This is a genomic window from Paraburkholderia sp. J63 (genome assembly GCF_905220245.1).
Lineage (GTDB): Bacteria > Pseudomonadota > Gammaproteobacteria > Burkholderiales > Burkholderiaceae > Paraburkholderia.
Genome location: NZ_CAJMZF010000048.1, coordinates 37,460 through 60,404 on the forward strand (window position 1 = coordinate 37,460; position 22,945 = coordinate 60,404).

The 22,945-nt window shown below is 64.9% G+C and carries 20 protein-coding genes and 1 tRNA gene; 12 read left to right on the forward strand and 9 right to left on the reverse strand.

Annotated features, from left to right (window positions below; translation table 11 throughout):
- Positions 1–26 precede the first annotated feature (26 nt).
- The 5 genes from U5775_RS33065 to U5775_RS33085 form a co-directional block, all read right to left on the reverse strand.
- Positions 27–1,238 (reverse strand): type II secretion system F family protein, encoded by a 1,212-nt coding sequence (locus U5775_RS33065; protein ID WP_322062341.1) that lies wholly within the window; start codon positions 1,236–1,238, stop codon positions 27–29.
- Positions 1,235–2,524: a GspE/PulE family protein gene (locus U5775_RS33070; protein WP_322062360.1), complete on the reverse strand. Its 1,290-nt coding sequence runs from the start codon at positions 2,522–2,524 to the stop codon at positions 1,235–1,237. Before U5775_RS33070 ends, U5775_RS33065 begins: the two co-directional genes overlap by 4 nt.
- Positions 2,525–2,643: 119 nt before the next feature.
- On the reverse strand, positions 2,644–3,969 hold the full coding sequence (locus tag U5775_RS33075; RefSeq protein WP_322062342.1) for an HlyC/CorC family transporter: 1,326 nt from the start codon (positions 3,967–3,969) through the stop codon (positions 2,644–2,646).
- A 196-nt stretch (positions 3,970–4,165) separates the two neighbouring features.
- Positions 4,166–4,242: transfer RNA gene (locus tag U5775_RS33080), tRNA-Pro, on the reverse strand.
- 34 nt (positions 4,243–4,276) lie between these two features.
- Positions 4,277–5,269 carry a polyprenyl synthetase family protein gene (locus U5775_RS33085; RefSeq protein ID WP_322062343.1) on the reverse strand — a complete coding sequence of 331 codons (993 nt, stop codon included), beginning with the start codon at positions 5,267–5,269 and terminating at the stop codon, positions 4,277–4,279.
- Positions 5,270–5,562: 293 nt separating this feature from the next.
- Here U5775_RS33085 and rplU point away from each other — a divergent pair, with 293 nt between their 5' ends.
- The 4 genes from rplU (at position 5,563) to proB (ending at position 8,692) form a co-directional block, all read left to right on the forward strand.
- A complete protein-coding gene (gene rplU, locus U5775_RS33090) occupies positions 5,563–5,874 on the forward strand; it encodes a 50S ribosomal protein L21 (protein ID WP_111484783.1) in 312 nt (103 codons plus the stop codon).
- 26 nt (positions 5,875–5,900) lie between these two features.
- Complete coding sequence (rpmA, locus tag U5775_RS33095) at positions 5,901–6,164, forward strand: 50S ribosomal protein L27 (protein ID WP_322062344.1); 264 nt, start codon at positions 5,901–5,903, stop codon at positions 6,162–6,164.
- A gap of 197 nt (positions 6,165–6,361) precedes the next feature.
- Positions 6,362–7,489, forward strand: a complete 1,128-nt coding sequence (gene cgtA / locus U5775_RS33100) for an Obg family GTPase CgtA (protein ID WP_322062345.1) — start codon at positions 6,362–6,364, stop codon at positions 7,487–7,489.
- Between the two features lie 84 nt (positions 7,490–7,573).
- Positions 7,574–8,692: a glutamate 5-kinase gene (gene proB, locus U5775_RS33105; RefSeq protein ID WP_322062346.1), complete on the forward strand. Its 1,119-nt coding sequence runs from the start codon at positions 7,574–7,576 to the stop codon at positions 8,690–8,692.
- A gap of 111 nt (positions 8,693–8,803) precedes the next feature.
- Here the strand turns inward: proB and U5775_RS33110 are convergent, their stop codons facing one another.
- Both U5775_RS33110 and U5775_RS33115 read right to left on the reverse strand, forming a co-directional pair.
- Positions 8,804–9,367, reverse strand: a complete 564-nt coding sequence (locus U5775_RS33110) for a CNP1-like family protein (RefSeq protein ID WP_322062347.1) — start codon at positions 9,365–9,367, stop codon at positions 8,804–8,806.
- A gap of 149 nt (positions 9,368–9,516) precedes the next feature.
- Positions 9,517–10,209 (reverse strand): RNA pyrophosphohydrolase, encoded by a 693-nt coding sequence (locus tag U5775_RS33115; protein WP_322062348.1) that lies wholly within the window; start codon positions 10,207–10,209, stop codon positions 9,517–9,519.
- 252 nt (positions 10,210–10,461) lie between these two features.
- On the opposite strand from U5775_RS33115, the gene U5775_RS33120 reads away from it, so the two are divergent.
- Together U5775_RS33120 and U5775_RS33125 are read left to right on the forward strand one after the other, a co-directional pair.
- Positions 10,462–12,198, forward strand: a complete 1,737-nt coding sequence (locus U5775_RS33120; protein WP_322062349.1) for a proline--tRNA ligase — start codon at positions 10,462–10,464, stop codon at positions 12,196–12,198.
- Positions 12,199–12,257: 59 nt separating this feature from the next.
- Positions 12,258–12,857 carry a MarC family protein gene (locus U5775_RS33125; protein ID WP_322062350.1) on the forward strand — a complete coding sequence of 200 codons (600 nt, stop codon included), beginning with the start codon at positions 12,258–12,260 and terminating at the stop codon, positions 12,855–12,857.
- Positions 12,858–12,954: 97 nt separating this feature from the next.
- Here U5775_RS33125 and U5775_RS33130 read toward each other — a convergent pair whose 3' ends face one another.
- Together U5775_RS33130 and ffh are read right to left on the reverse strand one after the other, a co-directional pair.
- On the reverse strand, positions 12,955–13,506 hold the full coding sequence (locus tag U5775_RS33130) for a hypoxanthine-guanine phosphoribosyltransferase (RefSeq protein ID WP_322062351.1): 552 nt from the start codon (positions 13,504–13,506) through the stop codon (positions 12,955–12,957).
- 35 nt (positions 13,507–13,541) lie between these two features.
- Positions 13,542–14,909 carry a signal recognition particle protein gene (gene ffh, locus U5775_RS33135; protein WP_322062352.1) on the reverse strand — a complete coding sequence of 456 codons (1,368 nt, stop codon included), beginning with the start codon at positions 14,907–14,909 and terminating at the stop codon, positions 13,542–13,544.
- A 105-nt stretch (positions 14,910–15,014) separates the two neighbouring features.
- Here ffh and U5775_RS33140 point away from each other — a divergent pair, with 105 nt between their 5' ends.
- The 6 genes from U5775_RS33140 to U5775_RS33165 all read left to right on the forward strand — a co-directional run bounded on the left by U5775_RS33140 (position 15,015) and on the right by U5775_RS33165 (position 22,794).
- The gene (locus U5775_RS33140; RefSeq protein ID WP_322062353.1) at positions 15,015–16,028 is read left to right on the forward strand and encodes an inner membrane protein YpjD; all 1,014 of its coding nucleotides are present in this window, start codon (positions 15,015–15,017) and stop codon (positions 16,026–16,028) included.
- Positions 16,029–16,078: 50 nt separating this feature from the next.
- Positions 16,079–16,453: a PP0621 family protein gene (locus tag U5775_RS33145; protein ID WP_322062354.1), complete on the forward strand. Its 375-nt coding sequence runs from the start codon at positions 16,079–16,081 to the stop codon at positions 16,451–16,453.
- The gene (ampD, locus tag U5775_RS33150; protein WP_322062355.1) at positions 16,450–17,061 is read left to right on the forward strand and encodes a 1,6-anhydro-N-acetylmuramyl-L-alanine amidase AmpD; all 612 of its coding nucleotides are present in this window, start codon (positions 16,450–16,452) and stop codon (positions 17,059–17,061) included. The genes U5775_RS33145 and ampD overlap by 4 nt, the downstream gene beginning before the upstream one ends.
- Before the next feature lie 596 nt (positions 17,062–17,657).
- On the forward strand, positions 17,658–20,642 hold the full coding sequence (locus U5775_RS33155) for a ribonucleoside-diphosphate reductase subunit alpha (protein WP_322062356.1): 2,985 nt from the start codon (positions 17,658–17,660) through the stop codon (positions 20,640–20,642).
- A gap of 502 nt (positions 20,643–21,144) precedes the next feature.
- On the forward strand, positions 21,145–22,383 hold the full coding sequence (locus U5775_RS33160) for a ribonucleotide-diphosphate reductase subunit beta (protein ID WP_322062357.1): 1,239 nt from the start codon (positions 21,145–21,147) through the stop codon (positions 22,381–22,383).
- Between the two features lie 93 nt (positions 22,384–22,476).
- The gene (locus U5775_RS33165) at positions 22,477–22,794 is read left to right on the forward strand and encodes a hypothetical protein (protein ID WP_322062358.1); all 318 of its coding nucleotides are present in this window, start codon (positions 22,477–22,479) and stop codon (positions 22,792–22,794) included.
- Positions 22,795–22,945: the final 151 nt, after the last annotated feature.

Here is a 22,945-nt window from a genome sequence, read left to right on the forward strand (position 1 = left end):
TGGAGAACCGTAATCTGGCAGCGATGCTACACCACGTTGCCGAGTTGAATGATGGGAAGATACATGGCGACGACGAGGCCTCCGACCAGCGCGCCGAGCACCACGATCACGAGCGGCTCGCACAGGCTCGCGACGAGCGCGATCTTTTCGTCCACCTGACGGTCGGCGAGCGCGGCCACGTCGAGCAGCATGGCGTCGAGCGCGCCCGATTCCTCGGCGACCGCAACTGGCTGGACCACGTCCGCGGGAAAGCAGCCGGCCGAGCGCATGGCCGAGGCGAGCCGCTCGCCGTGCCGCAGCCGCGCGCTGATATCCGCGCTCGCGCGATCGAAGAAGGCGTTGCCGCTGGCGTGCGTGAGCGAGTCGAAGGCATCGGCCAGTGGCGTGCCGGCGGCGAGCAGCGTGCCGAGCGCGCGGCTCCAGCGCGCGGCGCACAGCGTCGTGAGCAGCGCGCCCGCGAGCGGCAGCGCGAGCACGATGCGCCCGCACGTGAGGCGCGCCGCTTCGGAGCGTCGCAACAGCGCGTGCAGGGCGAACGTGGCGCTGGCGGCACAGCCGGCGGCGGGTACGCTCCAGCGCGCGGCGGCGGCCGAGAGCCTCAGCACGAACCGCGTGGGGGCGGGCAGGGCCGCGCCGAAACCGTCGAAGATCTGCTTGAAAGTGGGCACGACCCAGACCAGCAGCGCTGCCGTGATGCCGACTGCGAGCAGCAGCACCGCGACCGGGTAGGTGAGTGCCGCGCGCACCTTGGCGCGTTGCGCGGCGCCGCGCTCGCGATCGTCGGCGATGCGTGCGAGCACGGCAGCGAGCGCGCCCGACGCCTCGCCGACCGCGACGAGCTGGCAGTACAGCGGCCCGAATCGCGAAGGATGCTGCGCGAGCGAATCGGAAAAGCGCATGCCTGCCGTGATCTCGCGCGCGAGCGCGGCGGCGATGCGGGGCAGGCCACGCGGTCCCGGTGCCTGGGCGAGCAATTCGAGCGCGCTCGCGAGCGGCAGGCCGGCGCGCAGCAGACTGGCGAGCTGGCGTGTGAAGCGCGTGATATCCGCCTGGCTCGTGCGCGGCCGCGGAGCCGGGCCGCGCCGCTCGAGTACCGTGGCGGTGATGCGCTCGCGCCGGAGCACGCCGCGCGCTGCCGCCGCATCGAACGCGATCAGCGTGCCCCTTCTCGCAACGCCCGCAGCGTCGAGCCCGCGCCAGACGAAGCGCCAGTCCGATGACGGCTGCGCGGGCCTCATGCTGGCGCGTCCGTCGTACTCAGTGCTTCGGCGAGGCTCGTCGTGCCGTCGCGCACGCGTGCGAGCGCCGCGTCGCGCAGCGTGGCCACGCCTTCCGCGCGGGCCTGGCGCGCAATCTCGTGCGCGCTGCGTTGCGCGACGATCAGGTCGCGCATGACGGCGCTGACCGGCATCACCTCATGAATGCCGATGCGCCCTCGGTAGCCGATGCCGTGGCACACCTCGCAGCCGCGCGCAACAAAGGGCTGCGAGGCCTCGTGTGTTTCGTCCTGCTCATAATCGAGACCGGCCGCGCTGAGCGTTGCCGCCGATTCGTCGGCGCTCACGCGGCACTGCGGACACAGGCGTCGCACGAGCCGCTGCGCCGTGACGAGCCGCAACGCCGCGGCGAGGTTATACGGCTCCACGCCGATGTCGATGAGCCGGGCGACCGCAGCGGGCGCGTCGTTCGTATGCAGGGTCGAGAGCACGAGGTGGCCGGTCTGCGCGGCCTTGACCGCCACGCTGGCGGTTTCTTCGTCGCGGATCTCGCCGATCATGATGACGTCCGGGTCCTGGCGCAGCAGCGCGCGCAGCGCGAGCGCGAAGGTGAGCCCGGCCTTTTCGCGCACGTTGACCTGATTGATGCCGGCGAGCTGAATTTCCGCGGGGTCCTCGACGGAGCACAAATTGCGCGATGCGTTGTTGAGCATCTGCAGGAAGCAATAGAGCGACAGCGTCTTGCCGCTGCCGGTCGGGCCCGTGACCAGCACGAGCCCGTGCGGCGCGCCGATCGCCGCATCGAGCGTTTGCTGCTGCGCTTCGTCGAGGCCGAGCGCGGCGAGCGAGAGATCGGATGGCAACGCTTCGAGCCGGCGCAGCACGAGCTTTTCGCCGTGCAGCGTGGGCAGCGAGTTCACGCGGTAATCTTCGTGCGCCTGGGTTTCGCCGCGCGGCGCGAGCCGCAGGCGCCCGTCCTGGGGAATGCGGCGCTCGGCAATGTCCATGCGCGCGAGCACCTTGATGCGCGTGACGAACGCGTCGCGCAGATGCGCGGGTGGCCGCGCGCTTTCGTGCAGCACGCCGTCGATACGCAGGCGGATGCGCCAGCCATGTTCGAGCGGCTCGACGTGCAGATCGGAGGCGTTGCGCCGCGCGGCTTCGCGCAGCGTTTCGGCGAGCAGGCGCACGGCTGGCGCGTCGTCGTGCGCAACGGATGCGGGCGGAGCGAGGCTTGCGCGAGAGCCGCCGTCGGCGGAAGCCGCGCCATCGGTTACGCGCGCGGCGATGGCGGGCACGGCGCGCATGCCGTGTGCGCTAAAACGATCAGGAATGGAAAACATCGGTTGCCGGCCCGAAGCCGCCGTGAGCGAGAGACGGCTTCATCATCGGCTGGCGCAAGTGTGTGCGCCATTCAGCCGAATGGCTAACGTCCCGGCAACAGCTTCTTCGCCTTGTTCAGCGCACTGGCACCCTTATTCGGCTTCGTGCCTGGTTTGAAGATCTTGACCGTGCGCACGGCCTGATCGTCGCTGCGCAGCACTTCGAGCTTCACGTCGCCGATCTGCACACACACATCGCCTTCGGGAATTTCTTCGAGCACTTCGAGGATGAGGCCATTGAGCGTTTTCGGGCCGTCCGTCGGCAGCTTGATATGTAGCCAGCGATTGAGCTCGCGCAAGGGCATGCTGCCCGGCACGATGCACTCGCCCTGATCGTTCCAGCCGCCGCGCCCGGTGCCGCTGCGCGGCATGGTGGTCGTGAATTCGCCGATGAGCTCTTCGATGATGTCCTCGGGCGTAACGAGCCCTTCGAGCTCGCCATATTCGTTCACGACAAGCGCGATGCGATGGCGGCTTTCCTGGAAATACTGAAGCTGCTGGAACACAGGCGTGCCGGTGGGCACGAAATACGGCTCGGCAAGCAGCTCGCGCAGCGTCTCGCGCTCGAAGTCCTGGTTGTGCAGGCCGGCCAGCGTCTTGCGCACGTGCAGCACGCCCAACACACGATCGATGTCGCCGTGATAGACGACGAGCTTGTTGTGATAGCAAGTTTCGAGCTGATGGAGGATGTCTTCGAGCGGCGCGTCGTAGTCGAGCGCCTCGATGCGTCGGCGCGGGATCATTACGTCGTCGACGGTGATGTTTTCCAGATCGAACAGGTTCAGCAGGATGCTGCGGTGCTTGGTGGGCATGAAGCTGCCCGACTCCAGCACGATGGTGCGCAGCTCCTCGGTCGAGAGCCGCTGCTCGTGCGCCTTGCTCGTGTTGATGTGCAGCACGCGCAGAATGGCGTTCGCGAACATGTTCACGAACCAGATAAGCGGCTTGGTCACGCGCATGAGCGGCGCGATCAGGAGGCTCGCCGGCAGCGCGATCTTCTCGGGGAAGGTGGCGCCGACGATCTTCGGCGTGATCTCCGCGAACACGATGATGAGGAACGCGACGATGCCGGTCGCGACCGAGAGCACGAGGTTGTTGTGGCCGAATGTGCGCAGCGCGATCGAGGTGGTCAGGACCGGGATGATGGTGTTGAAGAGGTTATTGCCGATCAGGATGACCGAAAGCAACAGGTCGGTGCGCGCGAGCAGGTTCTGCGTGGTCTTCGCGCCGAGCGTGCCGTGGTTCGCGAGGTATTTCAGCCGATGGCGGTTGAGCGCCATCATCGCCGTTTCGGAGATGGAGAAGAAGCTGGAGCAGATGAGCAGGACGAAGACGGCGCAAATCTGCGCCCATAAGGGAAGATGGTCCACGCGTCGAGACAGTGAGGGGAAAGGGATGCGGAAACTATAGCAGAGGGGTGTCGCGGCGCTGGCGTGCCTCGCACGCGCGTTAGCCATGCGGATAAGGCGCCGGCCTGCGGACTTTATCGCCATTCCGGCAGGCGAAGAAAACCAATGGACGAAAAAAAAGACCGTGCAACTCGTGCACGGTCTTTTTTCTGAAATCTGGTCGGGGTGAGAGGATTCGAACCTCCGGCCTCTACGTCCCGAACGTAGCGCTCTACCAGGCTAAGCTACACCCCGTTTCAACTCACTCTTCTGACTTGCTTCGTCTTCTTCAAGACTGGCGCGTCGTCGAGTAAGAACATAATTCTAGCAGGCTCTCTTTATAAATGGAAGAGGGGAATGACGAAATTGCGGCCGCCGCGGCCATGGCCTCGGCCTTCGCGCATTGCAGCGTATGGTCGAGCGCGCCCGAGCGCGTGATGGCCGCGAAGATTTCGTCGAAGCGCGTGGTGCCGCCTTGCTCGATCGCCTCGCGCGCGAGCGCCGCCTCCGCGGGCGTGCCATGCTCGATCAGCCAGATGAGCGGCAGCGTGGGCTTGCCTTCGCGCAGGTCGTCGCCGGCGTTCTTGCCCATCGACTCCGGCGTGCCGGTGTAGTCGAGCCAGTCGTCCATGATCTGGAATGCCGTGCCGATGCGCCGGCCATACTCGGCCGCGGCTTCCTCCGTGCGTGCATCCGCCCCCGAAAGCACCGCGCCCAGTTGCGCCGCCGCCTCGAAGAGCTTGGCCGTCTTGTAGCGGATCACCTGCATGTAGCGGCCGGTGTCGACGTCGGCGTCGTGCATGTTCAGGAGCTGGAGCACTTCGCCTTCGGAGATGATCGTCGTGGCCGCCGAGAGGATCTCCATCACACGCATCTTGCCCACGCCCACCATCATCTCGAACGAACGCGAATACAGATAGTCGCCCACCAGCACGCTCGCGGCGTTGCCGAACAGGGCGTTGGCCGTCTGGCGGCCGCGCCGCAGGTCGGATTCGTCGACGACATCGTCGTGCAGCAGCGTAGCCGTATGGATGAACTCGACGACAGCCGCGAGCACATGCCGATGCGCGCCCCGGTCGCCGAGCGCGCCGGCCACGAGCAGCAGCAGCGCCGGGCGCAGCCGCTTGCCGCCCGCACCGATGATGTACTCGGAAATCTGGTTGATCAGCATCACCTCGGACGCCAGACTCTGCCGGATGACACGGTTGACCTGCTCCATGTCACTGGCGATGGGCGCGAGCAGGGTGGCTGCGCTGGGGGAATGGGTGGCGGTGGACGACATGATGGCAAATAGAGGTAGTGCCGCGGATTATAAGTCGAATCGGCGGTGCGCCGGCCGCTGCCCCGCCGTTTGGCCAGGGTTTCCTCGATGCTTCCCTCTATTCGGCGCGCATTGCGCTTTCTAATGAGATAGCGCTGATGTCCCCGCAGCCGGGCTTCGCGCCGGGCCAGCCGCGAGGGGGCGCCGCCCGGCCGGCGTTGTCAATACCTTTTGACCGTGCAGCTAACTCTATGTATAATCGACAGTTTCTGGGCGCGCAGTGCGTCCGGGATTTTGAAAGAGTGAGGTTCTCAATGTACGCGGTCATAAAAACCGGCGGCAAGCAGTACAAGGTTGCTGTTGGCGAAAAACTTAAAGTAGAACAGATACCGGCTGACATTGACGCAGAAATCACGCTCGACCAGGTTCTCGCAGTGGGCGAAGGCGAATCGATTAAGTTCGGTACGCCGCTGGTCAGTGGGGCTTCCGTCAAGGCCACCGTTGTGTCGCACGGTCGTCACGCCAAAGTGACCATCTTCAAGATGCGTCGCCGCAAGCACTACCAGAAGCACGCTGGCCACCGCCAGAACTACACCGAACTGCGCATCGACGCGATCAACGCGTAAGCGCACGAAGGTAAAGGAGCAAACACATGGCACACAAAAAGGCAGGCGGGTCGTCACGTAACGGCCGCGATTCCGAGTCGAAACGACTTGGCGTTAAGGTGTTCGGCGGCCAGGCAATCCTCGCCGGCGGCATCATCGTTCGCCAGCGCGGCACGCGCATGCACCCGGGCCTGAACGTTGGCATCGGCAAGGACCATACGCTCTTCGCGCTGGTCGACGGCCACGTCTCGTTCACGACCAAGGGCGCGCTGAACAAGCACACGGTCAACGTCGTCCCGGCAGCGGCCTGAGTTTTATAGTCCGCTCGCGAGCGGGCTAAAAAGCGACGCAAGGAAAGCCCCGCGTAGTTTGCGGGGCTTTTTGTTTCTGCGCTTGCCCGGCAGCTTGCTTGATCCGATGGTTTGAATCGCTACTCTGGCCGTTCGGCCAGGTTGGCCGGCAACGCTGCTGCGGGCAAAATAACGACATCCACGGGACGGAGTAACTCATGAAGTTCATTGACGAAGCGAAGATCGAAGTCATCGCCGGCGATGGGGGCGATGGCAGCGCGTCGATGCGGCGCGAGAAGTTCGTTCCGTTCGGCGGCCCGGACGGCGGTGACGGCGGGCGAGGCGGCAGTGTCTACGCCGTCGCGGACCGCAATATCAACACGCTCATCGACTACCGCTATACGAAAAAGCATCTGGCACGCAACGGCGAAAACGGCCGCGGCTCGGACTGCTATGGCAAGGGCGGCGACGACATCACGTTGCGCATGCCCGTTGGCACGGCCATCTCGGACCTCGACACGGGTGAGCTGATCGCCGACCTGACCGAGCACGACCAGCGCGTGATCGTCGCGAAGGGCGGCGCGGGCGGCCTCGGCAACCTGCATTTCAAGTCGTCCACGAACCGCGCGCCGCGCCAGAAAACCGACGGCAAGCCCGGCGAGCGCCGCATGCTCAAGCTCGAGCTCAAGGTGCTGGCCGACGTCGGCCTGCTCGGCATGCCCAATGCGGGCAAGTCCACGTTCATCTCCTCGGTGTCCAACGCCAGGCCGAAGATCGCCGACTATCCGTTCACGACGCTCGCGCCGAACCTGGGCGTGGTGCGCGTGGGCCCGAGCAAGAGCTTCGTGATCGCCGACATTCCGGGCCTGATCGAAGGCGCCGCCGAAGGCGCGGGCCTTGGCCACCAGTTCCTGCGCCATCTGCAGCGCACCAACCTGCTGCTGCATCTGGTGGATCTCGCCCCGTTCGACGAAAGCGTCGACCCCGTCGCGGAGGCCAAGGCGATCGTCCAGGAGCTGCGCAAGTACGACGAAACGCTCTACGAGAAGCCGCGCTGGCTCGTGCTGAACAAGCTCGACATGGTGCCCGAGGCAGAGCGTGCGGCGCGTATCGCCGACTTCGTGAAGCGCTTTGAGTGGGACGGCCCCGTTTTCGAGATCTCGGCGCTCACCGGGCAGGGCTGTGAGAACCTTTGCTATGCGGTGTACGACTATATCTCCGAGCATTCGGATGCGCGCCGCGCGGCCGACGCCGAAGACCTTGCCTCCGACGTGCGCTTCCGTGAAGGCAGCGGCCAACAAGGCCAAGGCCAGGACGATCAGGGCACCGCGCAGCCGCAGGAATAAATCGTCGTATATGCCGGCGTGCGGGCCGCGCCGGCAGCTTCAACGAAACCTCACGCGTCATCAGTCATTGGGAGACAGCGCAGCATGCGTTCCGTCATCGCCGATTCCCGGCGTCTGGTAGTGAAAGTCGGTTCGAGCCTCGTCACGAACGATGGTCGTGGGCTCGATCACACGGCCATCGGCCGTTGGGCCGCGCAGATCGCGGCGCTGCGCGCACAAGGCAAGGAAGTGGTGCTCGTGAGTTCGGGCGCCATCGCCGAAGGCATGCAGCGTCTTGGCTGGACCAGGCGCCCGCGCGAGATCGACGAGCTCCAGGCCGCCGCCGCGGTCGGCCAGATGGGGCTCGCGCAGGTCTATGAGAGCCGCTTTGCGGAACACGACATTCGCACCGCGCAGATCCTGCTCACGCACGCCGACCTTGCGGACCGCGAGCGCTATCTGAATGCGCGTTCCACGCTGCTCACGCTGCTGCGCCTCGGCGTGGTGCCGATCATCAACGAGAACGACACCGTGGTCACCGACGAAATCAAGTTCGGCGACAACGACACGCTCGGCGCGCTGGTCGCGAACCTGATCGAAGGCGACGCGCTCGTCATCCTCACCGACCAGAGCGGCCTCTATACCGCCGACCCGCGCAAGGACCCGTCCGCCACGCTCGTGCAGGAAGCCGACGCAGGCAAGCCGGAGCTCGAGGCGATGGCAGGCGGCGCGGGCTCGAGCATCGGCCGTGGCGGCATGCTCACGAAGATTCTCGCGGCCAAGCGCGCGGCGCATAGCGGCGCGAACACCGTGATCGCGAGCGGCCGCGAGGCCGACGTGCTGGTGCGGCTTGCCACGGGCGAGGCCATCGGCACGCAGCTCATCGCGCGCACCGCGCGTATGGCTGCGCGCAAGCAGTGGATGGCCGATCACCTGCAGGTGCGCGGGCACGTCGTGATCGACGATGGCGCCGTGCAGAAGCTCAGGGCCGACGGCAAGAGCCTGCTGCCCATCGGCGTGGTCGGCGTGCAGGGCGCCTTCGCGCGCGGCGAAGTGATTGCGTGCCTGAACGGCGAGGGCCGGGAGGTCGCACGCGGTCTCACCAACTACAGCAGTGCCGAAACGAAGCTCATACAGCGGCATCCGAGCGGCGAGATCGAGAGCATTCTCGGCTACATGCTGGAGCCCGAGCTCATTCACCGCGACAACCTCGTGCTGATTTGAGGTATGGCCGGGGGCGTCCCCGAGATGACAAAAAGCCGCAGTGGTCGATTGACTGCTGCGGCTTTTTTCGCTTGAACTGGCGGGCCCGTGTGAGAGCCCGTCGTCCAGATATCAACGCACGAGCGACGACTGCGTGCGCCCGTAGCGGAGGTTCTCGACGATCGTCGACGCCTTCGCGACCGGCATCTTGTTCGCGCAGAAGTAGTCCTGATAAAGCGCCGAGTGATAGGCGTTGAGCGTGCCGTTCTCGATGCGCGACCAGTCGTTCGCCACGGTCTGGTCCCAGCCGTTGTGGTCGGCGTCCAGGCTCGCGTAGAGGCGCCACTCGTAGGTGTCGCAGCGGATCCCTTCGTAATTGACGTTGCGCGCGCCGCTGGGGCTCGTGATGACGATCGTGTAGCGCACGACGCCGTCGGTGCCCACGCTGAGCGAAGCCGGATCGATCGCGAACTTCAGTGGCGTGTTGTTCGAAACATCGAAACCGAGCAACTGCGTATTGGCCTGCGGCAGCGCCGGCAGCCCTTCGAGCTTGTTTTCCTGCCAGTTGCCTTTGCGGTCGAGCAGATACGTGAACGCGCTGTCGTCCTTGTTGGTGGGGCCAGAACTGCCGCAACCGGCCAGCAGGATGCTACTTGCGGCCGCGGCGCACACCGCAGCAAGAGCCAATCGTTTCAAATTGATATTCCTTCGATGCACCGGCGCTGCGCGCAGGAATGCGCGGCGCCGCGGATGCGAACCGCCGCGCGCGGCGTCGCGCATCGATGTGCGTGGCGCCGGCGTGGCCGGTCCGGGCGTTCAGTGCGGCCTGGCGAGCCTTGCCTGTATTACCTCGGCTCGCCCGGCGCAGGCTCGATCATACTCCCCGTCGCGCCGCAATCGCTTTCGAGCGCGGCCGGGTCCGAGGCATCGTCGAGCGATGACTCGAACTGCACCTGAACCTGCACTTCCACCTGCACCGCCTCGGCATGCGCCGACGTGACGAGGCGCGGATAGCGCACCTCATGACCGTGCGCGCCGCCACTGCGTGCGGTGCGCGGCATGGCGGGGCGCCGCAGGAAGCGCGACAGCTCAGTCAGCGCGAGCTGATAGACGTCGCGCTTGAACTCGATGACCGCTTCGAGCGGCACCCAGTATTCGTTCCAGCGCCACGCATCGAACTCGGGATGCTCCGTCGCCCGCAGGCAGATATCGCAGTCGCGCCCGACCATGCGCAGCAGAAACCAGATCTGTTTCTGACCGCGATAATGGCCGCGCACTTCGCGCTTGATGAACTTGTCCGGCACCTCATAACGCAACCAGTCGCGTGTGCGACCGATGATCTTGACATGCTCCGGATGCAGACCGGTTTCTTCGTGCAACTCCCGATACATTGCCTGCATGGGGGTCTCACCATATTTGATGCCCCCTTGCGGAAACTGCCAGGAATGTTCGCGAACCCGTTTGCCCCAAAACACCTCGTTTCGCGCGTTCAAGAGGATGATGCCGACGTTCGGGCGAAACCCCTCACGATCCAGCATACAACCACCTTCGAATCCTTTAAAATTGCTTTGATTATAAACAGATAACGGCCCTTCCGCACCCGAGCGCCGGAACATTGGACCGATTTGCCGGGCGCGCGCAAACCGCGCTGGCCGCAAGGCCGTCCGGTGTCCCGCCTGGTGTCATCCGCGCGGCGCTCGGGGCGTTGTCATAATGTCGGGTCTGTGAACTCCACCGTTGGACTCTTTCGGGCGGCCTCTCACCGGGCCGCCGCCTTTGGAAAACTCTGAATGAAAGCCTCCCGTTTCTTTATCGGCACCCTGAAGGAAGCGCCGGCCGACGCCGAAATCGTCAGCCACAAGTTGATGGTCCGCGCTGGCATGATCCGCCGCGTTGCGGGCGGCATCTACAACTATCTGCCGGTCGGCCTGCGCTCGATCCGCAAGGTCGAGCAGATCGTGCGCGAGGAAATGAACCGCGCCGGTGCGCTCGAACTCCTGATGCCGGCCGTGCAGCCGGCCGAACTTTGGCAGGAATCGGGGCGCTGGGAGCAATACGGGCCGGAACTGCTGCGCTTCAAGGACCGCAAGCAGAGCGACTTCGTCATGGGGCCGACGCACGAGGAGGTCGTCACCGACATCGCGCGCGGCCAGATCAAGAGCTACCGTCAGTTGCCGGTGAACTTCTATCAGGTCCAGACCAAGTTTCGCGACGAAATCCGTCCCCGTTTCGGCGTGATGCGCGGCCGCGAGTTCATCATGAAGGATGCGTATTCGTTCGATAAGGACGTCGACGGTCTGAAGCTCTCGTACCAGAAGATGTACGACGCCTACGTGCGCATCTTCACGCGCCTCGGCCTGCATTTCCGCGCGGTCGCGGCCGACAACGGCTCGATCGGCGGCAGCGGCTCGCACGAATTCCACGTGATCGCGGAAACCGGCGAAGACGACATCGCCTATTGCCCGACCTCGGAGTTTGCGGCCAACGTGGAAGCGGCCGAAGCGCTGCCGCTCATCGCCACGCGCGCCGTGGCCGCCGAGCCGCTCACGAAGACCCCGACGCCGGGCGCCGCGAAGTGCGAGGCGGTGGCGCAAATGCTCGACATTCCGCTCGAAAAGACCATCAAGTCGATCATTCTGGCGACCGAGAACGAGGGCGCCGAGCCCACGATCTGGTTGCTGATGCTGCGCGGCGACCACGATCTGAACGAGATCAAGGCGGCCAAGCTCGAAGGCCTCGCGGGCTTTCGCATGGCGACCGAAGCCGAAATCGTCGAGTGGTTCGGCACGCCGCCGGGTTACCTCGGACCGCTCAACACGAAGAAGCCGGTCAAGGTGATCGCGGACCGCACGGTCGCGAACATGAGCGACTTCGTGGTGGGTTCGAACGAAGTCGACTTCCACACCACGGGCGTGAACTGGGGCCGCGATCTGCCGGAGCCCGTCGTCGCCGACATCCGCAACGTGAAGAAGGGCGACCCCTCGCCGGACGGCAAGGGCGTGCTCGACATCTGCCGCGGCATCGAAGTGGGCCACGTGTTCCAGCTCGGCACCAAGTACTCCGACGCCATGGGCGCGACCTTCCTCGCCGAGAACGGCAAGCCCGCGCCGATGCAGATGGGCTGCTACGGCATCGGCATCACGCGTATTCTCGGCGCGGCGATCGAGCAGAACTTCGACGAGAAGGGCATCATCTGGCCGGAATCGATCGCGCCGTTCCAGGTCGTCGTTTGTCCGATGGGCATGGACCGCAGCGAGCTCGTGCGCGAGCACGCCGAGCGTGTCTACGACGAACTGCTCAAGGCCGGCGTGGACGTGATCCTCGACGACCGCGGCGAGCGTCCGGGCGTGATGTTCGCCGACTGGGAGCTGATCGGCGTGCCGCATCGTCTCGTGATCGGCGAGCGTGGCTTGAAGGAAGGCAAGATCGAGTACCAGGGCCGCCGCGACGCCGAGGCCACGCTGCTGCCGGCCGACGAAGCCGCGCAGTCCGTGGTGCAGAAAATCCAGGCCGCCCTCGCGGTCTGATCGAGACCCACCGAATCGCGATCGCGATGACCGAACCAGCTTAAAGGAGCGCTGCGAACGTGGAATACAGCTTCCTGTCCGCGACGGTCCTGCTGGTGCTCATCACCGATCCGCTCGGCAACATCCCGCTGTTCATCGGGTGTCTGCATCATGTGGCGCGGGAGCGCCGGGCGGTCGTGATCCTGCGCGAAGTGGCGATCGCGTTCGTGATCCTGCTCATTTTCATGGTGGCCGGCAACGCCTTCCTGAGGATGATGGGGCTCACGGACACGTCGCTGCGCATCGGCGGCGGCATCGTGCTGTTCCTGATCGCGCTGCGCATGATTTTTCCGCATCCGGGCGGGCCGTTCGGCGGTAGCGACAAGGGCGGCGAGCCGCTCATCGTGCCGCTCGCGATTCCCGCGCTCGCGGGGCCGTCGGCGCTCGCCACGGTCATGCTGCTCACCTCGCAGGCGCCGGGCAAGCTGTTCGAGTGGATCGGCGCGCTCGTGGTGACGATGGCGATCTGCGCGATCGTGCTGGTGCTCGCGGAGCGCATCCAGCAATGGCTCGGCGAGCGCGTGGTGACGGCCTTCGAGCGATTGATGGGCCTCGTGCTCGTGGCGATTTCGGTGGAGATGATCCTCGCGGGGATCAGCACCTTCGTGCATCACCTCTGAGGTCTTTCCTGGCCGTCACGGAAACAAAAAAGCAGCCCGAGGGCTGCTTTTTTCATGGTGAGTCCTTATTGGCGACGCCGCGTCCGGAGTATCGGCATCAAGCGCCTTCGGTTAGCGCCCGGATAGTCGGCAGATTGCGCCAGTAGCCCTTCGCGTCCATGCCGCAGCCGAACACGTAGCGATCCGGCACCGAAAATCCGCAGTAGTCGGGATGGAGCGGCTTGGCCTTCGGGATGATCTTTTCGCAGAGCACCGCCGAGAGGAAGCGCTTCGCGCCCATGTCCATGATGCGGTCGCGGATCGCGGCCATGGTCTCGCCTTCGTCGAGGATGTCGTCGAGCACGAGCACGACGCGGTCCTTCACCGACTCGCGCGGCGCCACGCGCCACTGCATCTCCGCGCTGCCCTTGATGGCGTTGCGATAGCGCGTGAGATGGATGTAGTCGAACTCGAGCGGGAAGTCGAGATGCGGCAGCAGCATGCCGGTGAACACGGCGGCGCCGCCCATCACCGACAGCACGAGCGGAAACTCCTCGCTGACCTCGGCGCGGATGGCGTCGGCCATCCGGCCGATCGACGCATTGACGTCGCCCTCCGAAACGATTTCTTCGGAGTGGCGGAAAATGTGGAGGGCTTCTTCGCGATTCATGACAGTGGTGAGGCTGTGGTTGTAGCTGTTTTCTCTCAGCGCATGCCGGGCATCATGCCCTTCATGCCGCGCATCATCTTCTGCAGATTACCGCCCTTGAGCTTCTTCATCATGGTGCGCATCTGGTCGTACTGGTTCAGCAGGCGATTGACCTCCTGGACCTGCACGCCCGCACCCGCCGCGATGCGGCGCTTGCGCGTGGCCTTGATGAGATCGGGCTTGGCGCGCTCCTGCGCAGTCATCGAGTTGATGATGCCTTCCATGCGGCGCATCTGCTTTTCGGCCTGGCCCATGTCGGCGCCCGAGGCGGCCTGCTGGAACTGCGCGGGCAGCTTGTCCATGAGCGAGGAGAGGCCGCCCATCTTCTTCATCTGCGAGAGCTGCGCGCGGAAATCGTTGAGGTCGAAGTCGCCGCCTTTCTTGACCTTGTCGGCGAGCTTTTGCGCGGCTTGCACGTCCACGCCGCGCTGCGCCTCCTCGACGAGCGCGAGAATATCGCCCATGCCGAGGATCCGGTTCGCCATGCGCTCCGGGTAGAACACTTCGAGGCCGTCGAGCTTTTCCGCGACGCCGACGAACTTGATCGGCTTGCCCGTGATGTGGCGCACGGAAAGCGCCGCACCGCCGCGCGAGTCGCCGTCGAGCTTGGTGAGCACGACGCCGGTGAGGGGCAGGGCGTCGTTGAACGCCTTGGCTGTGTTGACCGCGTCCTGGCCCAGCATCGCGTCGACGACGAAGAGCGTCTCCGCGGGCTTGAGCGACGCGTGCAGCGCGGCGATCTCGTTCATCATCGCCTCGTCGATGCCGAGGCGGCCGGCCGTGTCGACGAGCAGCACGTCGTGATAGTGGCGCTTCGCCCAGTCGACGGCCGCATTGGCGATGTCGACGGGCTTCTGGTCGGGCTGCGAGGGGAAGAAGTCGGCGCCGACCTGTTCCGTCACCGTCTTCAACTGCGCGATGGCGGCGGGGCGGTAGACGTCGCAGGAAACGGTGAGCACCTTCTTCTTGTACTTCTCGCGCAGCAATTTCGCGAGCTTGCCGACCGTGGTGGTCTTGCCGGCGCCCTGCAGGCCCGCCATCAGGATGACCGCGGGCGGCGTGACGGCGAGATCGAGCTCGGCGGCCTTGCCTTCGTAGTCTCCGCCGATCACGGCGGTCAGCTCGCGCTGCACCACGCCGACGAGCGCCTGGCCCGGCGAGAGGCTGGCGATCACTTCTTCGCCGAGCGCCTTTTCCTTCACCTTGGCGATGAACTCGCGCACGACGGGCAGCGCCACGTCCGCTTCCAGCAGGGCGAGGCGCACTTCGCGCAGCATTTCCTGCGTATTGGCCTCGGTCAGCCGGGCCTCGCCGCGCAGCGTCTTGACGACGCGCGCCATCCGTTGAGTGAGATTGTCGAGCATGGGGAGCGGTGAGCAGTGCGGCCCGGCACGCACGCGCGAAAACGGGAATCGAGGGCGATTCGTCGCGATCCGTCGCGGAGAGGGGGCCTATAGTAAACTTCGAACATGGATATTGTACTGTATGCCCTCACCGTGCTCCTGTACGGCGGTTTGTGCGCCGCCGACTGGCGGGCACTGCGCCGCGCGAGCGTTGCGCCGCTCTTCGGCAGCGTGCCGTCGGTTCCGGTGACGGTGGCCGCGGGTGCGCGGGGTGCTTCGGGCGCCTCGCCCGGCGGTTTGTCCGGCGGTTCCTCCGATGACGCGCCGCGCGCGCGCAACTTCGGCCCGCTTTCTCGCACGCTGCTCTTCGTCGCGCTCGCGGCGCATGGCGTGCTGCTGCACATGACGATCTTTCCCGCCCACGAAATGGTGTTCGGCTTCGCGTTCGCGTTGTCGGCCATGTTCTGGCTCGGCGCGGTGATCTACTGGATCGAGAGCTTTTTCTTCGCGCTCGACGGGCTGCGCTTGCTGCTGCTGCCGCTGGCCGCGGTGGCGTCGATCCTGCCGCTCGTGTTCGGCGGCGTGCGCGTGCTGCCGTATGCGGCCGCGCCCATGTTCAAGCTGCATTTCGTCATCGCCAACGTCGCCTACGGGCTCTTCGCGATCGCCGCGCTGCACGCGGTGCTGATGCTCGCGGTCGAGCGCCGTCTACATGCGCTCAAGGGCGTCGGTTTCCAGCGCAACGGCATCGGTCGTGGCAACGGCGCCGGCAGTGGCGGCGGTCATCTCGGCGGCGGCTGGCTGTCGAACTGGATCGAGACGCTGCCGCCGCTCCTCACGATGGAGAAGCTGCTGTTCCGCCTGATCGGCGCGGGCTTCGTGCTGCTCACGGCCACGCTGGTCTCGGGCATCGTGTTCAGCGAGCAACTGATCGACCGCCCGCTCTCTCTCGATCACAAGACGGTGTTCGCGATCCTCTCGTGGCTCATGTTCGGCTCGCTGCTCACCGCGCGCAAGATTTCCGGCTGGCGCGGCCGTGCCGCGCTGCGCTGGGTGATCGCGTCGTTCGTGGCGCTCCTGCTCGCGTACGTGGGCAGCCGCTTCGTGTTCGAGGTGCTGCTGCACCGTCCCGTCGTCTGACGCGAGGCGCTTGCCATCCCCGGTAGCGCACAGATTCACACGCTGATTCCATGAGACAGATTCTTCTCCTGATCCTGCTGTTCGTCGTCGGACAGTGGTTCTTCAAGTCGCTGCGCGGCTCGCAGCATTCGCGTCCCGGTGCCGATCCGAGGCAGGGCGGCCCTGGCGCATGGCGCGCGGGCAGCGGTCCTGGCACGGCGGGCGGTCCTTTCGGTGCGAATGGCGCAGGCGCTTCGGGCGGTCACCCGGCGGGCAATTCTGCTGGTAGTGGCGCGTTGCCCGAGCCGATGGTCCGCTGCGCCGAGTGCGGCGTTCACGCGCCGCGCAGCGAGTCGGTGAGCGTGGGCGCGCAAAGCTTCTGCTGCGCGGAGCACGCGCGCGTGTACGACGCGCGCAAGACCACCCAGGACCGTCCCGCGCGATGAGTGCGGCAGCGTCATCCGGGGCGCCCGCGTTCGAAGTCGATGCACAGGGCTGGGTGGCCGGCGCACGCCGCCTGCCGACGCCCAACTTCGAGGCGCGTCCCGGCGGCGCGGTGCCGACGCTCATCGTCGTGCACAACATCAGTCTGCCGCCCGACACCTTCGGCGGCCCCGAGATCGCTGACCTGTTCCTCAATCGCCTCGACTGCGACGCGCATCCGTATTTCGATGCGCATCTGCGCGGCGTGCGCGTCTCGGCGCATTTCGTGATCCATCGCGACGGCACGCTCGAGCAGTTCGTCTCGTGCGACGAGCGCGCGTGGCATGCGGGCCTTTCGAGCTTCTTCGGGCGCGAGCGCTGCAACGACTTCTCGATCGGCATCGAGCTCGAGGGCAGCGACACGACACCCTTCGAGCCCGCGCAATACGCGACACTCGCGCCGCTCGTGCGGGCGTTGTGCGCGCACTATCCGATCGACGCGCTCGCAGGCCATGCGGATATCGCGCCGGGCCGCAAGACCGATCCGGGCCCGCATTTCGAGTGGGCACGTCTGCAAAGCGAGACGCAGCTTGCCGACGCTTTCTTTCCCTACCTCCACCCGCGCCCATAGCGAACGACGAGCCGGACGAACGCGACGCGTCGGCGTGACGCAGACGAAGCGCAACGAAAAGCGCAACGAAAAGTGCAACTGAGGAGCGCCTGACAACGCGCTAACCGTAGCGTGGCACATGGACTTTCGAGCACACGAAAATTGACGTTTCGCTCGAATGCCCGTGCCGTCTGGGCTTCGCGCCGGAGCCCGCGTTGTCAAGGCTCCTGGAAGGAAATTTAGCCGTTGACCGTCTCGCAACTTCCACTATACTTCGTACCCGAAGCACGGCCTTACACCATATGTTGTGTTGTTCTGCGGCGCCCCGCTCTGACGAGCATGGCGCCGCACGCATTAGCGGCATAAGAAAAACTTGTGCGGTGCAGCTGGCCGATAAGCCGGCGCACCGGCTGTAATCGAGAGAAAAGGTACAGCCAATGATCGCGGCATCCACGATGAAAACTGAAGCGTTCCGTGGTTCATCTGCCTTGCCGCATCCGGCAGCCTCGCCAGGCTGGCTTTTCCTCTCCGCCCAATCGTCCGCGCACACGGGGGCGCGGTGTCCGTTTTAACTCGCGAAATTCATTCGCACATTTCCAGGACCAGGAGCTTTGCATATGCAAACGACCGATAACGTCTCGACCCAGTACGAAGGCGCGCCTGCCGCGCGCACGCTGGGCGGCCAGCCGCAGGACGGCCAGGCCAGCGCGACGCAGTTCGCCGACCACAAGGTGATCCGCCGTAACGGCAGCGTCGTGGGCTTCGAGCCGTCGAAGATCGCCCTCGCGATGACCAAGGCATTCCTGGCCGTCAATGGCGGGCAGGGCGCTGCGTCGGCGCGCGTTCGCGAGCTCGTCGAGCAGCTCACGCAGAACGTCGTGCGCGCACTCGTGCGCAGCCGTCCGAACGGCGGCACGTTCCACATCGAAGACATCCAGGATCAGGTCGAGCTCGCGCTCATGCGCGGCGGCGAGCACAACGTCGCGCGCGCCTACGTGCTGTATCGCGAGAAGCGCAGCCAGGAACGCACGCATGCGCCCGAAGCGGCGGCAGCGCCCGGCATCAACGTGACCGACAACGGCGTGACGCGTCCGCTCGACATGCAGGCACTGCGCGCGCTGATCGTCTCGGCGTGCGACGGTCTCGGCGATGCGGTGAACCCGGACCCGATCGTCGCGGAAACGGTGAAGAACCTCTACGACGGCGTGCCGATGTCGCAGGTCTACGACTCGGCGATCCTCGCGGCGCGCACGATGATCGAAAAGGACCCGGCGTATAGCCAGGTCACCTCGCGCATCCTGCTGCACACGATCCGTCGCGAAATTCTCGAAGAAGAAGTCACGCAAGCCGATATGGGCTGGCGCTACGCGGAGTACTTCCCGCAGTTCATCAAGCGCGGCGTGGAAGCGGGCCTGCTCGACGACAAGCTCCAGCAGTTCGATCTGAAGCGTCTCGGCAACGCGCTCGACGCGAGCCGCGACCTGCAGTTCGGCTACCTCGGCCTGCAAACGCTCTATGACCGCTACTTCCTGCACGTGCACGGCACGCGCATCGAGATGCCGCAGGCGTTCTTCATGCGTGTCGCGATGGGCCTCTCGCTCAACGAGATCGACCGTGAAGCGCGCGCGATCGAGTTCTACAACGTGCTCTCGTCGTTCGACTTCATGTCGTCGACGCCCACGCTGTTCAACTCGGGCACGCACCGCTCGCAGCTCTCGTCGTGCTACCTCACGACCGTCGCCGACGACCTCGACGGCATCTACGAAGCGCTCAAGGACAACGCGCTGCTCTCGAAGTTTGCCGGCGGTCTCGGTAACGACTGGACGCGCGTGCGCGCGCTCGGCTCGCACATCAAGGGCACCAACGGCAAGTCGCAAGGCGTCGTGCCGTTCCTGAAGGTGGTCAACGACACGGCCGTGGCCGTGAACCAGGGCGGCAAGCGCAAGGGCGCGGTGTGCGCGTACCTGGAATCGTGGCACCTCGACATCGAAGAATTCCTCGAGCTGCGCAAGAACACCGGCGACGACCGCCGCCGCACCCACGACATGAACACGGCGAACTGGATTCCCGACCTGTTCATGAAGCGCGTGATGGAAGGCGGCGACTGGACGCTGTTCTCGCCCTCGACCTGCCCCGATCTGCACGACAAGTTCGGCGCCGAGTTCGAGCAGGCTTACACGGCTTACGAAGACAAGGTCGCGCGCGGCGAGATCAAGCTGTTCAAGAAGCTGCCGGCCGCGCAACTGTGGCGCAAGATGCTCGGCATGCTGTTCGAAACAGGCCATCCGTGGATCACGTTCAAGGATCCGTGCAACATCCGTTCGCCGCAGCAGCACGTGGGCGTCGTCCACTCGTCGAACCTGTGCACGGAAATCACGCTGAACACCAGCGACAGCGAAATCGCCGTCTGTAACCTGGGCTCGGTGAACCTCGTCGCGCACATGGTCGAACAGGCCGACGGCACGTTCGCGCTCGACCACGAGAAGCTCAAGCGCACCATCAGCGTGGCGATGCGCATGCTCGACAACGTCATCGACATCAACTACTACGCGGTGTCGAAGGCGCGCAACTCGAACCTGAAGCACCGTCCGGTGGGCATGGGCATCATGGGCTTCCAGGACTGCCTGCACGTGCTGCGCACGCCGTTTGCTTCGCAAGAGGCCGTGGAGTTCGCCGACCGCTCGATGGAAGCCGTCTGCTACTACGCGTACTGGGCGTCGACGGAGCTGGCAGCCGAGCGCGGCCGCTACTCGACCTACCGCGGCTCGCTGTGGGATCGCGGCATCCTCCCGCAGGACACGCTCAAGCTGCTCGCCGAGCAGCGCGGCGGCTACGTCGAAGTCGACTCGAGCGAGTCGATGGACTGGACCTCGCTGCGCGAGCGCATCGCCACGCACGGCATGCGCAACTCGAACTGCATCGCGATCGCGCCGACCGCGACCATCTCGAACATCATCGGCGTCTCGCCGTGCATCGAGCCGACGTTCCAGAATCTCTACGTGAAGTCGAACCTCTCGGGCGAATTCACGGTGGTCAACGACTACCTCGTGCGTGACCTGAAGTCGCGCGGCCTGTGGGACGAAGTCATGGTCGCCGACTTGAAGTACTTCGACGGCATGCTCTCGCGCATCGACCGCGTGCCGGCCGATCTACGCGCTGTGTATGCAACGGCGTTCGAAGTCGATCCGACGTGGCTCGTCGAAGCGGCTTCGCGTCGCCAGAAGTGGATCGACCAGGCGCAGTCGCTGAACATCTTCATGGCGGGTGCATCGGGCAAGAAGCTCGACGAGATCTACAAGCTCGCCTGGATCCGCGGCCTGAAGACGACGTACTACCTGCGCACGATGGGAGCCACGCACGTCGAGAAGTCGACGGTCGCGCACGGTGCGCTCAACGCAGTGCCGACGGGCGGCGCGAACGGCGGCGGTGCGGGCAACGCAGGCGGCGCTGGCTTTGGCGCGGCGGGCGGTGCCGGCAACGGTGCGGGCTCGAACGTGATGCAGTCGGCGCCGGCAGCGGACGCTGCACCCGAAGCGGAAGGTCCGGTGTGCATGATGCGTCCGGGCGACGCCGGCTTCGAAGAGTGCGAAGCTTGCCAATAAAGCGGCAGCGCGCGATGCAACATCGCACGCATGACTGCAGGACCGGTAGCAGCACCGCAGCATCAGTAGTCAGTAGTAAACAGTAGTCGATGTAACGGGCGGCGCGCGCAATGCGCGTCGTCCGACTCTCCCGGCAGCGCGCGGCACGCGCGTTGCGCTGCGCGAAGTAGACGCAAATGCGCTACGCAAAGACGGGATGCACCGGGCGCGTAACAGGAAGGAATCCCTGGAGTTTTACGCGCGAGCAAACGATGCGCGACGAACCCGCTTTCACTCGCGCTCACGATGCCGCGAAGACTCACGAGCAGCCTCGCATGTGCGAGGTCGTTGCGACAAAGACGCGATGCTCAAGCACTGCTCATGCGACGCGATCGACACGATGCGATAACAAAGTGTTGTATCGAGGTCGCAACGCGAATCGAAAACAGGATTTTTCGTGTGCGAACCCTTTTATCGCGCATGAAAAGATGGTACAAACCGATCTAAATTGATGGTGACATTTATGCTCAACTGGGATGACGAGAACACGGCCGTAACTCCGTCGAGCGGTGCGCAGCAAAACGCAATGCGCAACCTCGCGGGAGTGGCTGTCTCTGTTCCGGAAACGCAGCGCAACCTGCCGCAGTTCGGACAGCAAACTGCTCCTCAGTCTTCTTCGGCGCAAAACATCTTCGCCGCCGACTTCGCAGTCGCACCGCCGCTGCAAACGCCGGTCTCGGCCGAAGCCCGCGTGAATGTCGCCGACAAGCGCATCATCAACGGTCAGACCGACGTCAATCAGTTGGTCCCGTTCAAGTACAAGTGGGCCTGGGAGAAGTACCTGTCCGGCTGCGCGAACCACTGGATGCCGCAGGAAATCAACATGTCGCGCGACATCGCCCTGTGGAAGGACCCGAACGGTCTGACCGAGGACGAGCGCCGCATCGTCAAGCGTAACCTCGGCTTCTTCGTCACCGCCGACTCCCTCGCCGCCAACAACATCGTGCTCGGCACCTACCGGCACATCACGGCGCCCGAATGCCGCCAGTTCCTGCTGCGCCAGGCGTTCGAAGAGGCGATCCATACGCACGCGTACCAGTACATCGTCGAGTCGCTGGGTCTCGACGAAAGCGAGATCTTCAACGCGTATCACGAGGTCAAGTCGATCCGCGACAAGGACGAGTTCCTGATCCCGTTCATCCAGACGCTGACCGATCCGTCGTTCAAGACCGGCACGCTCGAAGCGGACCAGACGCTGCTCAGGTCGCTGATCGTGTTCGCCTGCATCATGGAAGGCCTGTTCTTCTACGTGGGCTTCACGCAGATTCTCGCGCTCGGCCGCCAGAACAAGATGACCGGCGCCGCGGAGCAGTATCAGTACATCCTGCGCGACGAGTCGATGCACTGCAATTTCGGCATCGACCTGATCAACCAGATCAAGCTCGAAAACCCGCAGCTGTGGACCCCGGCGTTCCGCGCGGAGATCACCGAGCTGTTCAAGCATGCGGTCGACCTCGAATACCGCTACGCGGAAGACACCATGCCGCGCGGCGTGCTGGGCCTGAACGCGTCGATGTTCAAGAGCTATCTGCGCTTCATCTGCAACCGCCGTTGCCAGCAGATCGGTCTCGATACGCTGTTCCCGAACGAAGAGAACCCGTTCCCGTGGATGAGCGAGATGATCGACTTGAAGAAGGAACGCAACTTCTTCGAGACGCGCGTGATCGAATATCAGACGGGCGGTGCGCTGTCCTGGGAATAACCCGGGCGCACTGCGGAGTCAGTCTTTTGGGGTTGCCGCGAGGCGCCATACGGGCGCCTCGGCCGGCATGATGATTAGGAGCAGGAACGCCTGATGCAAAGCGTGCCCGGAGCCCTGGTGGCTCACATACGTGCAAGGCACTTTGCGAACCCTTCAGTGGGATGGGCAAACTTCCCCCCGGAAAAGGGCGCAGGTCGCGTGACCTGCGCTTTCAACGAACGTTGGTCGGCGTCGGTATCCGACGCCGGATCGATCTGGCGCGCGGTGCCTCGTGGCACGGCGCGCCTTACCGCATTCATTAGCGTAAGCGCGCGGGATCAGCGTACGCCGATGAATAGCCCGCTTCGTAGTGTGCGCCGTGAGAAGCGTTCGCGGGAAGCGGGTTTTGACGAAGGGTGTAGTTTGAACTGACTCTCATCTGAACCTGAAGGAGAAAAAAATGGCAACTGCCAAGAAGAAGCCGGCGGCCAAGAAAGCCGCAGTGAAGAAGGTTGCAGCGAAGAAGGCCGCGCCGGCCAAGAAGGCCGCAGCGAAGAAGGTCGCGGTGAAGAAGGTTGCAGCC

Excerpts from the sequence above, each read along its gene's own strand:
- U5775_RS33120 (WP_322062349.1), top strand. The coding sequence starts at position 10,462 with ATGAAAGCCTCCCGTTTCTTTATCGGCACCCTGAAGGAAGCGCCGGCC.
- U5775_RS33160 (WP_322062357.1), top strand. The coding sequence starts at position 21,145 with ATGCTCAACTGGGATGACGAGAACACGGCCGTAACTCCGTCGAGCGGT.
- U5775_RS33070 (WP_322062360.1), bottom strand. The coding sequence starts at position 2,524 with ATGCGCGCCGTGCCCGCCATCGCCGCGCGCGTAACCGATGGCGCGGCT.
- U5775_RS33145 (WP_322062354.1), top strand. The coding sequence starts at position 16,079 with ATGAGACAGATTCTTCTCCTGATCCTGCTGTTCGTCGTCGGACAGTGG.
- proB (WP_322062346.1), top strand. The coding sequence starts at position 7,574 with ATGCGTTCCGTCATCGCCGATTCCCGGCGTCTGGTAGTGAAAGTCGGT.
- U5775_RS33140 (WP_322062353.1), top strand. The coding sequence starts at position 15,015 with ATGGATATTGTACTGTATGCCCTCACCGTGCTCCTGTACGGCGGTTTG.
- rpmA (WP_322062344.1), top strand. The coding sequence starts at position 5,901 with ATGGCACACAAAAAGGCAGGCGGGTCGTCACGTAACGGCCGCGATTCC.
- cgtA (WP_322062345.1), top strand. The coding sequence starts at position 6,362 with ATGAAGTTCATTGACGAAGCGAAGATCGAAGTCATCGCCGGCGATGGG.
- U5775_RS33115 (WP_322062348.1), bottom strand. The coding sequence starts at position 10,209 with ATGCTGGATCGTGAGGGGTTTCGCCCGAACGTCGGCATCATCCTCTTG.
- U5775_RS33085 (WP_322062343.1), bottom strand. The coding sequence starts at position 5,269 with ATGTCGTCCACCGCCACCCATTCCCCCAGCGCAGCCACCCTGCTCGCG.
- U5775_RS33155 (WP_322062356.1), top strand. The coding sequence starts at position 17,658 with ATGCAAACGACCGATAACGTCTCGACCCAGTACGAAGGCGCGCCTGCC.
- U5775_RS33130 (WP_322062351.1), bottom strand. The coding sequence starts at position 13,506 with ATGAATCGCGAAGAAGCCCTCCACATTTTCCGCCACTCCGAAGAAATC.
- U5775_RS33165 (WP_322062358.1), top strand. The coding sequence starts at position 22,477 with ATGCAAAGCGTGCCCGGAGCCCTGGTGGCTCACATACGTGCAAGGCAC.
- ffh (WP_322062352.1), bottom strand. The coding sequence starts at position 14,909 with ATGCTCGACAATCTCACTCAACGGATGGCGCGCGTCGTCAAGACGCTG.
- ampD (WP_322062355.1), top strand. The coding sequence starts at position 16,450 with ATGAGTGCGGCAGCGTCATCCGGGGCGCCCGCGTTCGAAGTCGATGCA.
- rplU (WP_111484783.1), top strand. The coding sequence starts at position 5,563 with ATGTACGCGGTCATAAAAACCGGCGGCAAGCAGTACAAGGTTGCTGTT.
- U5775_RS33065 (WP_322062341.1), bottom strand. The coding sequence starts at position 1,238 with ATGAGGCCCGCGCAGCCGTCATCGGACTGGCGCTTCGTCTGGCGCGGG.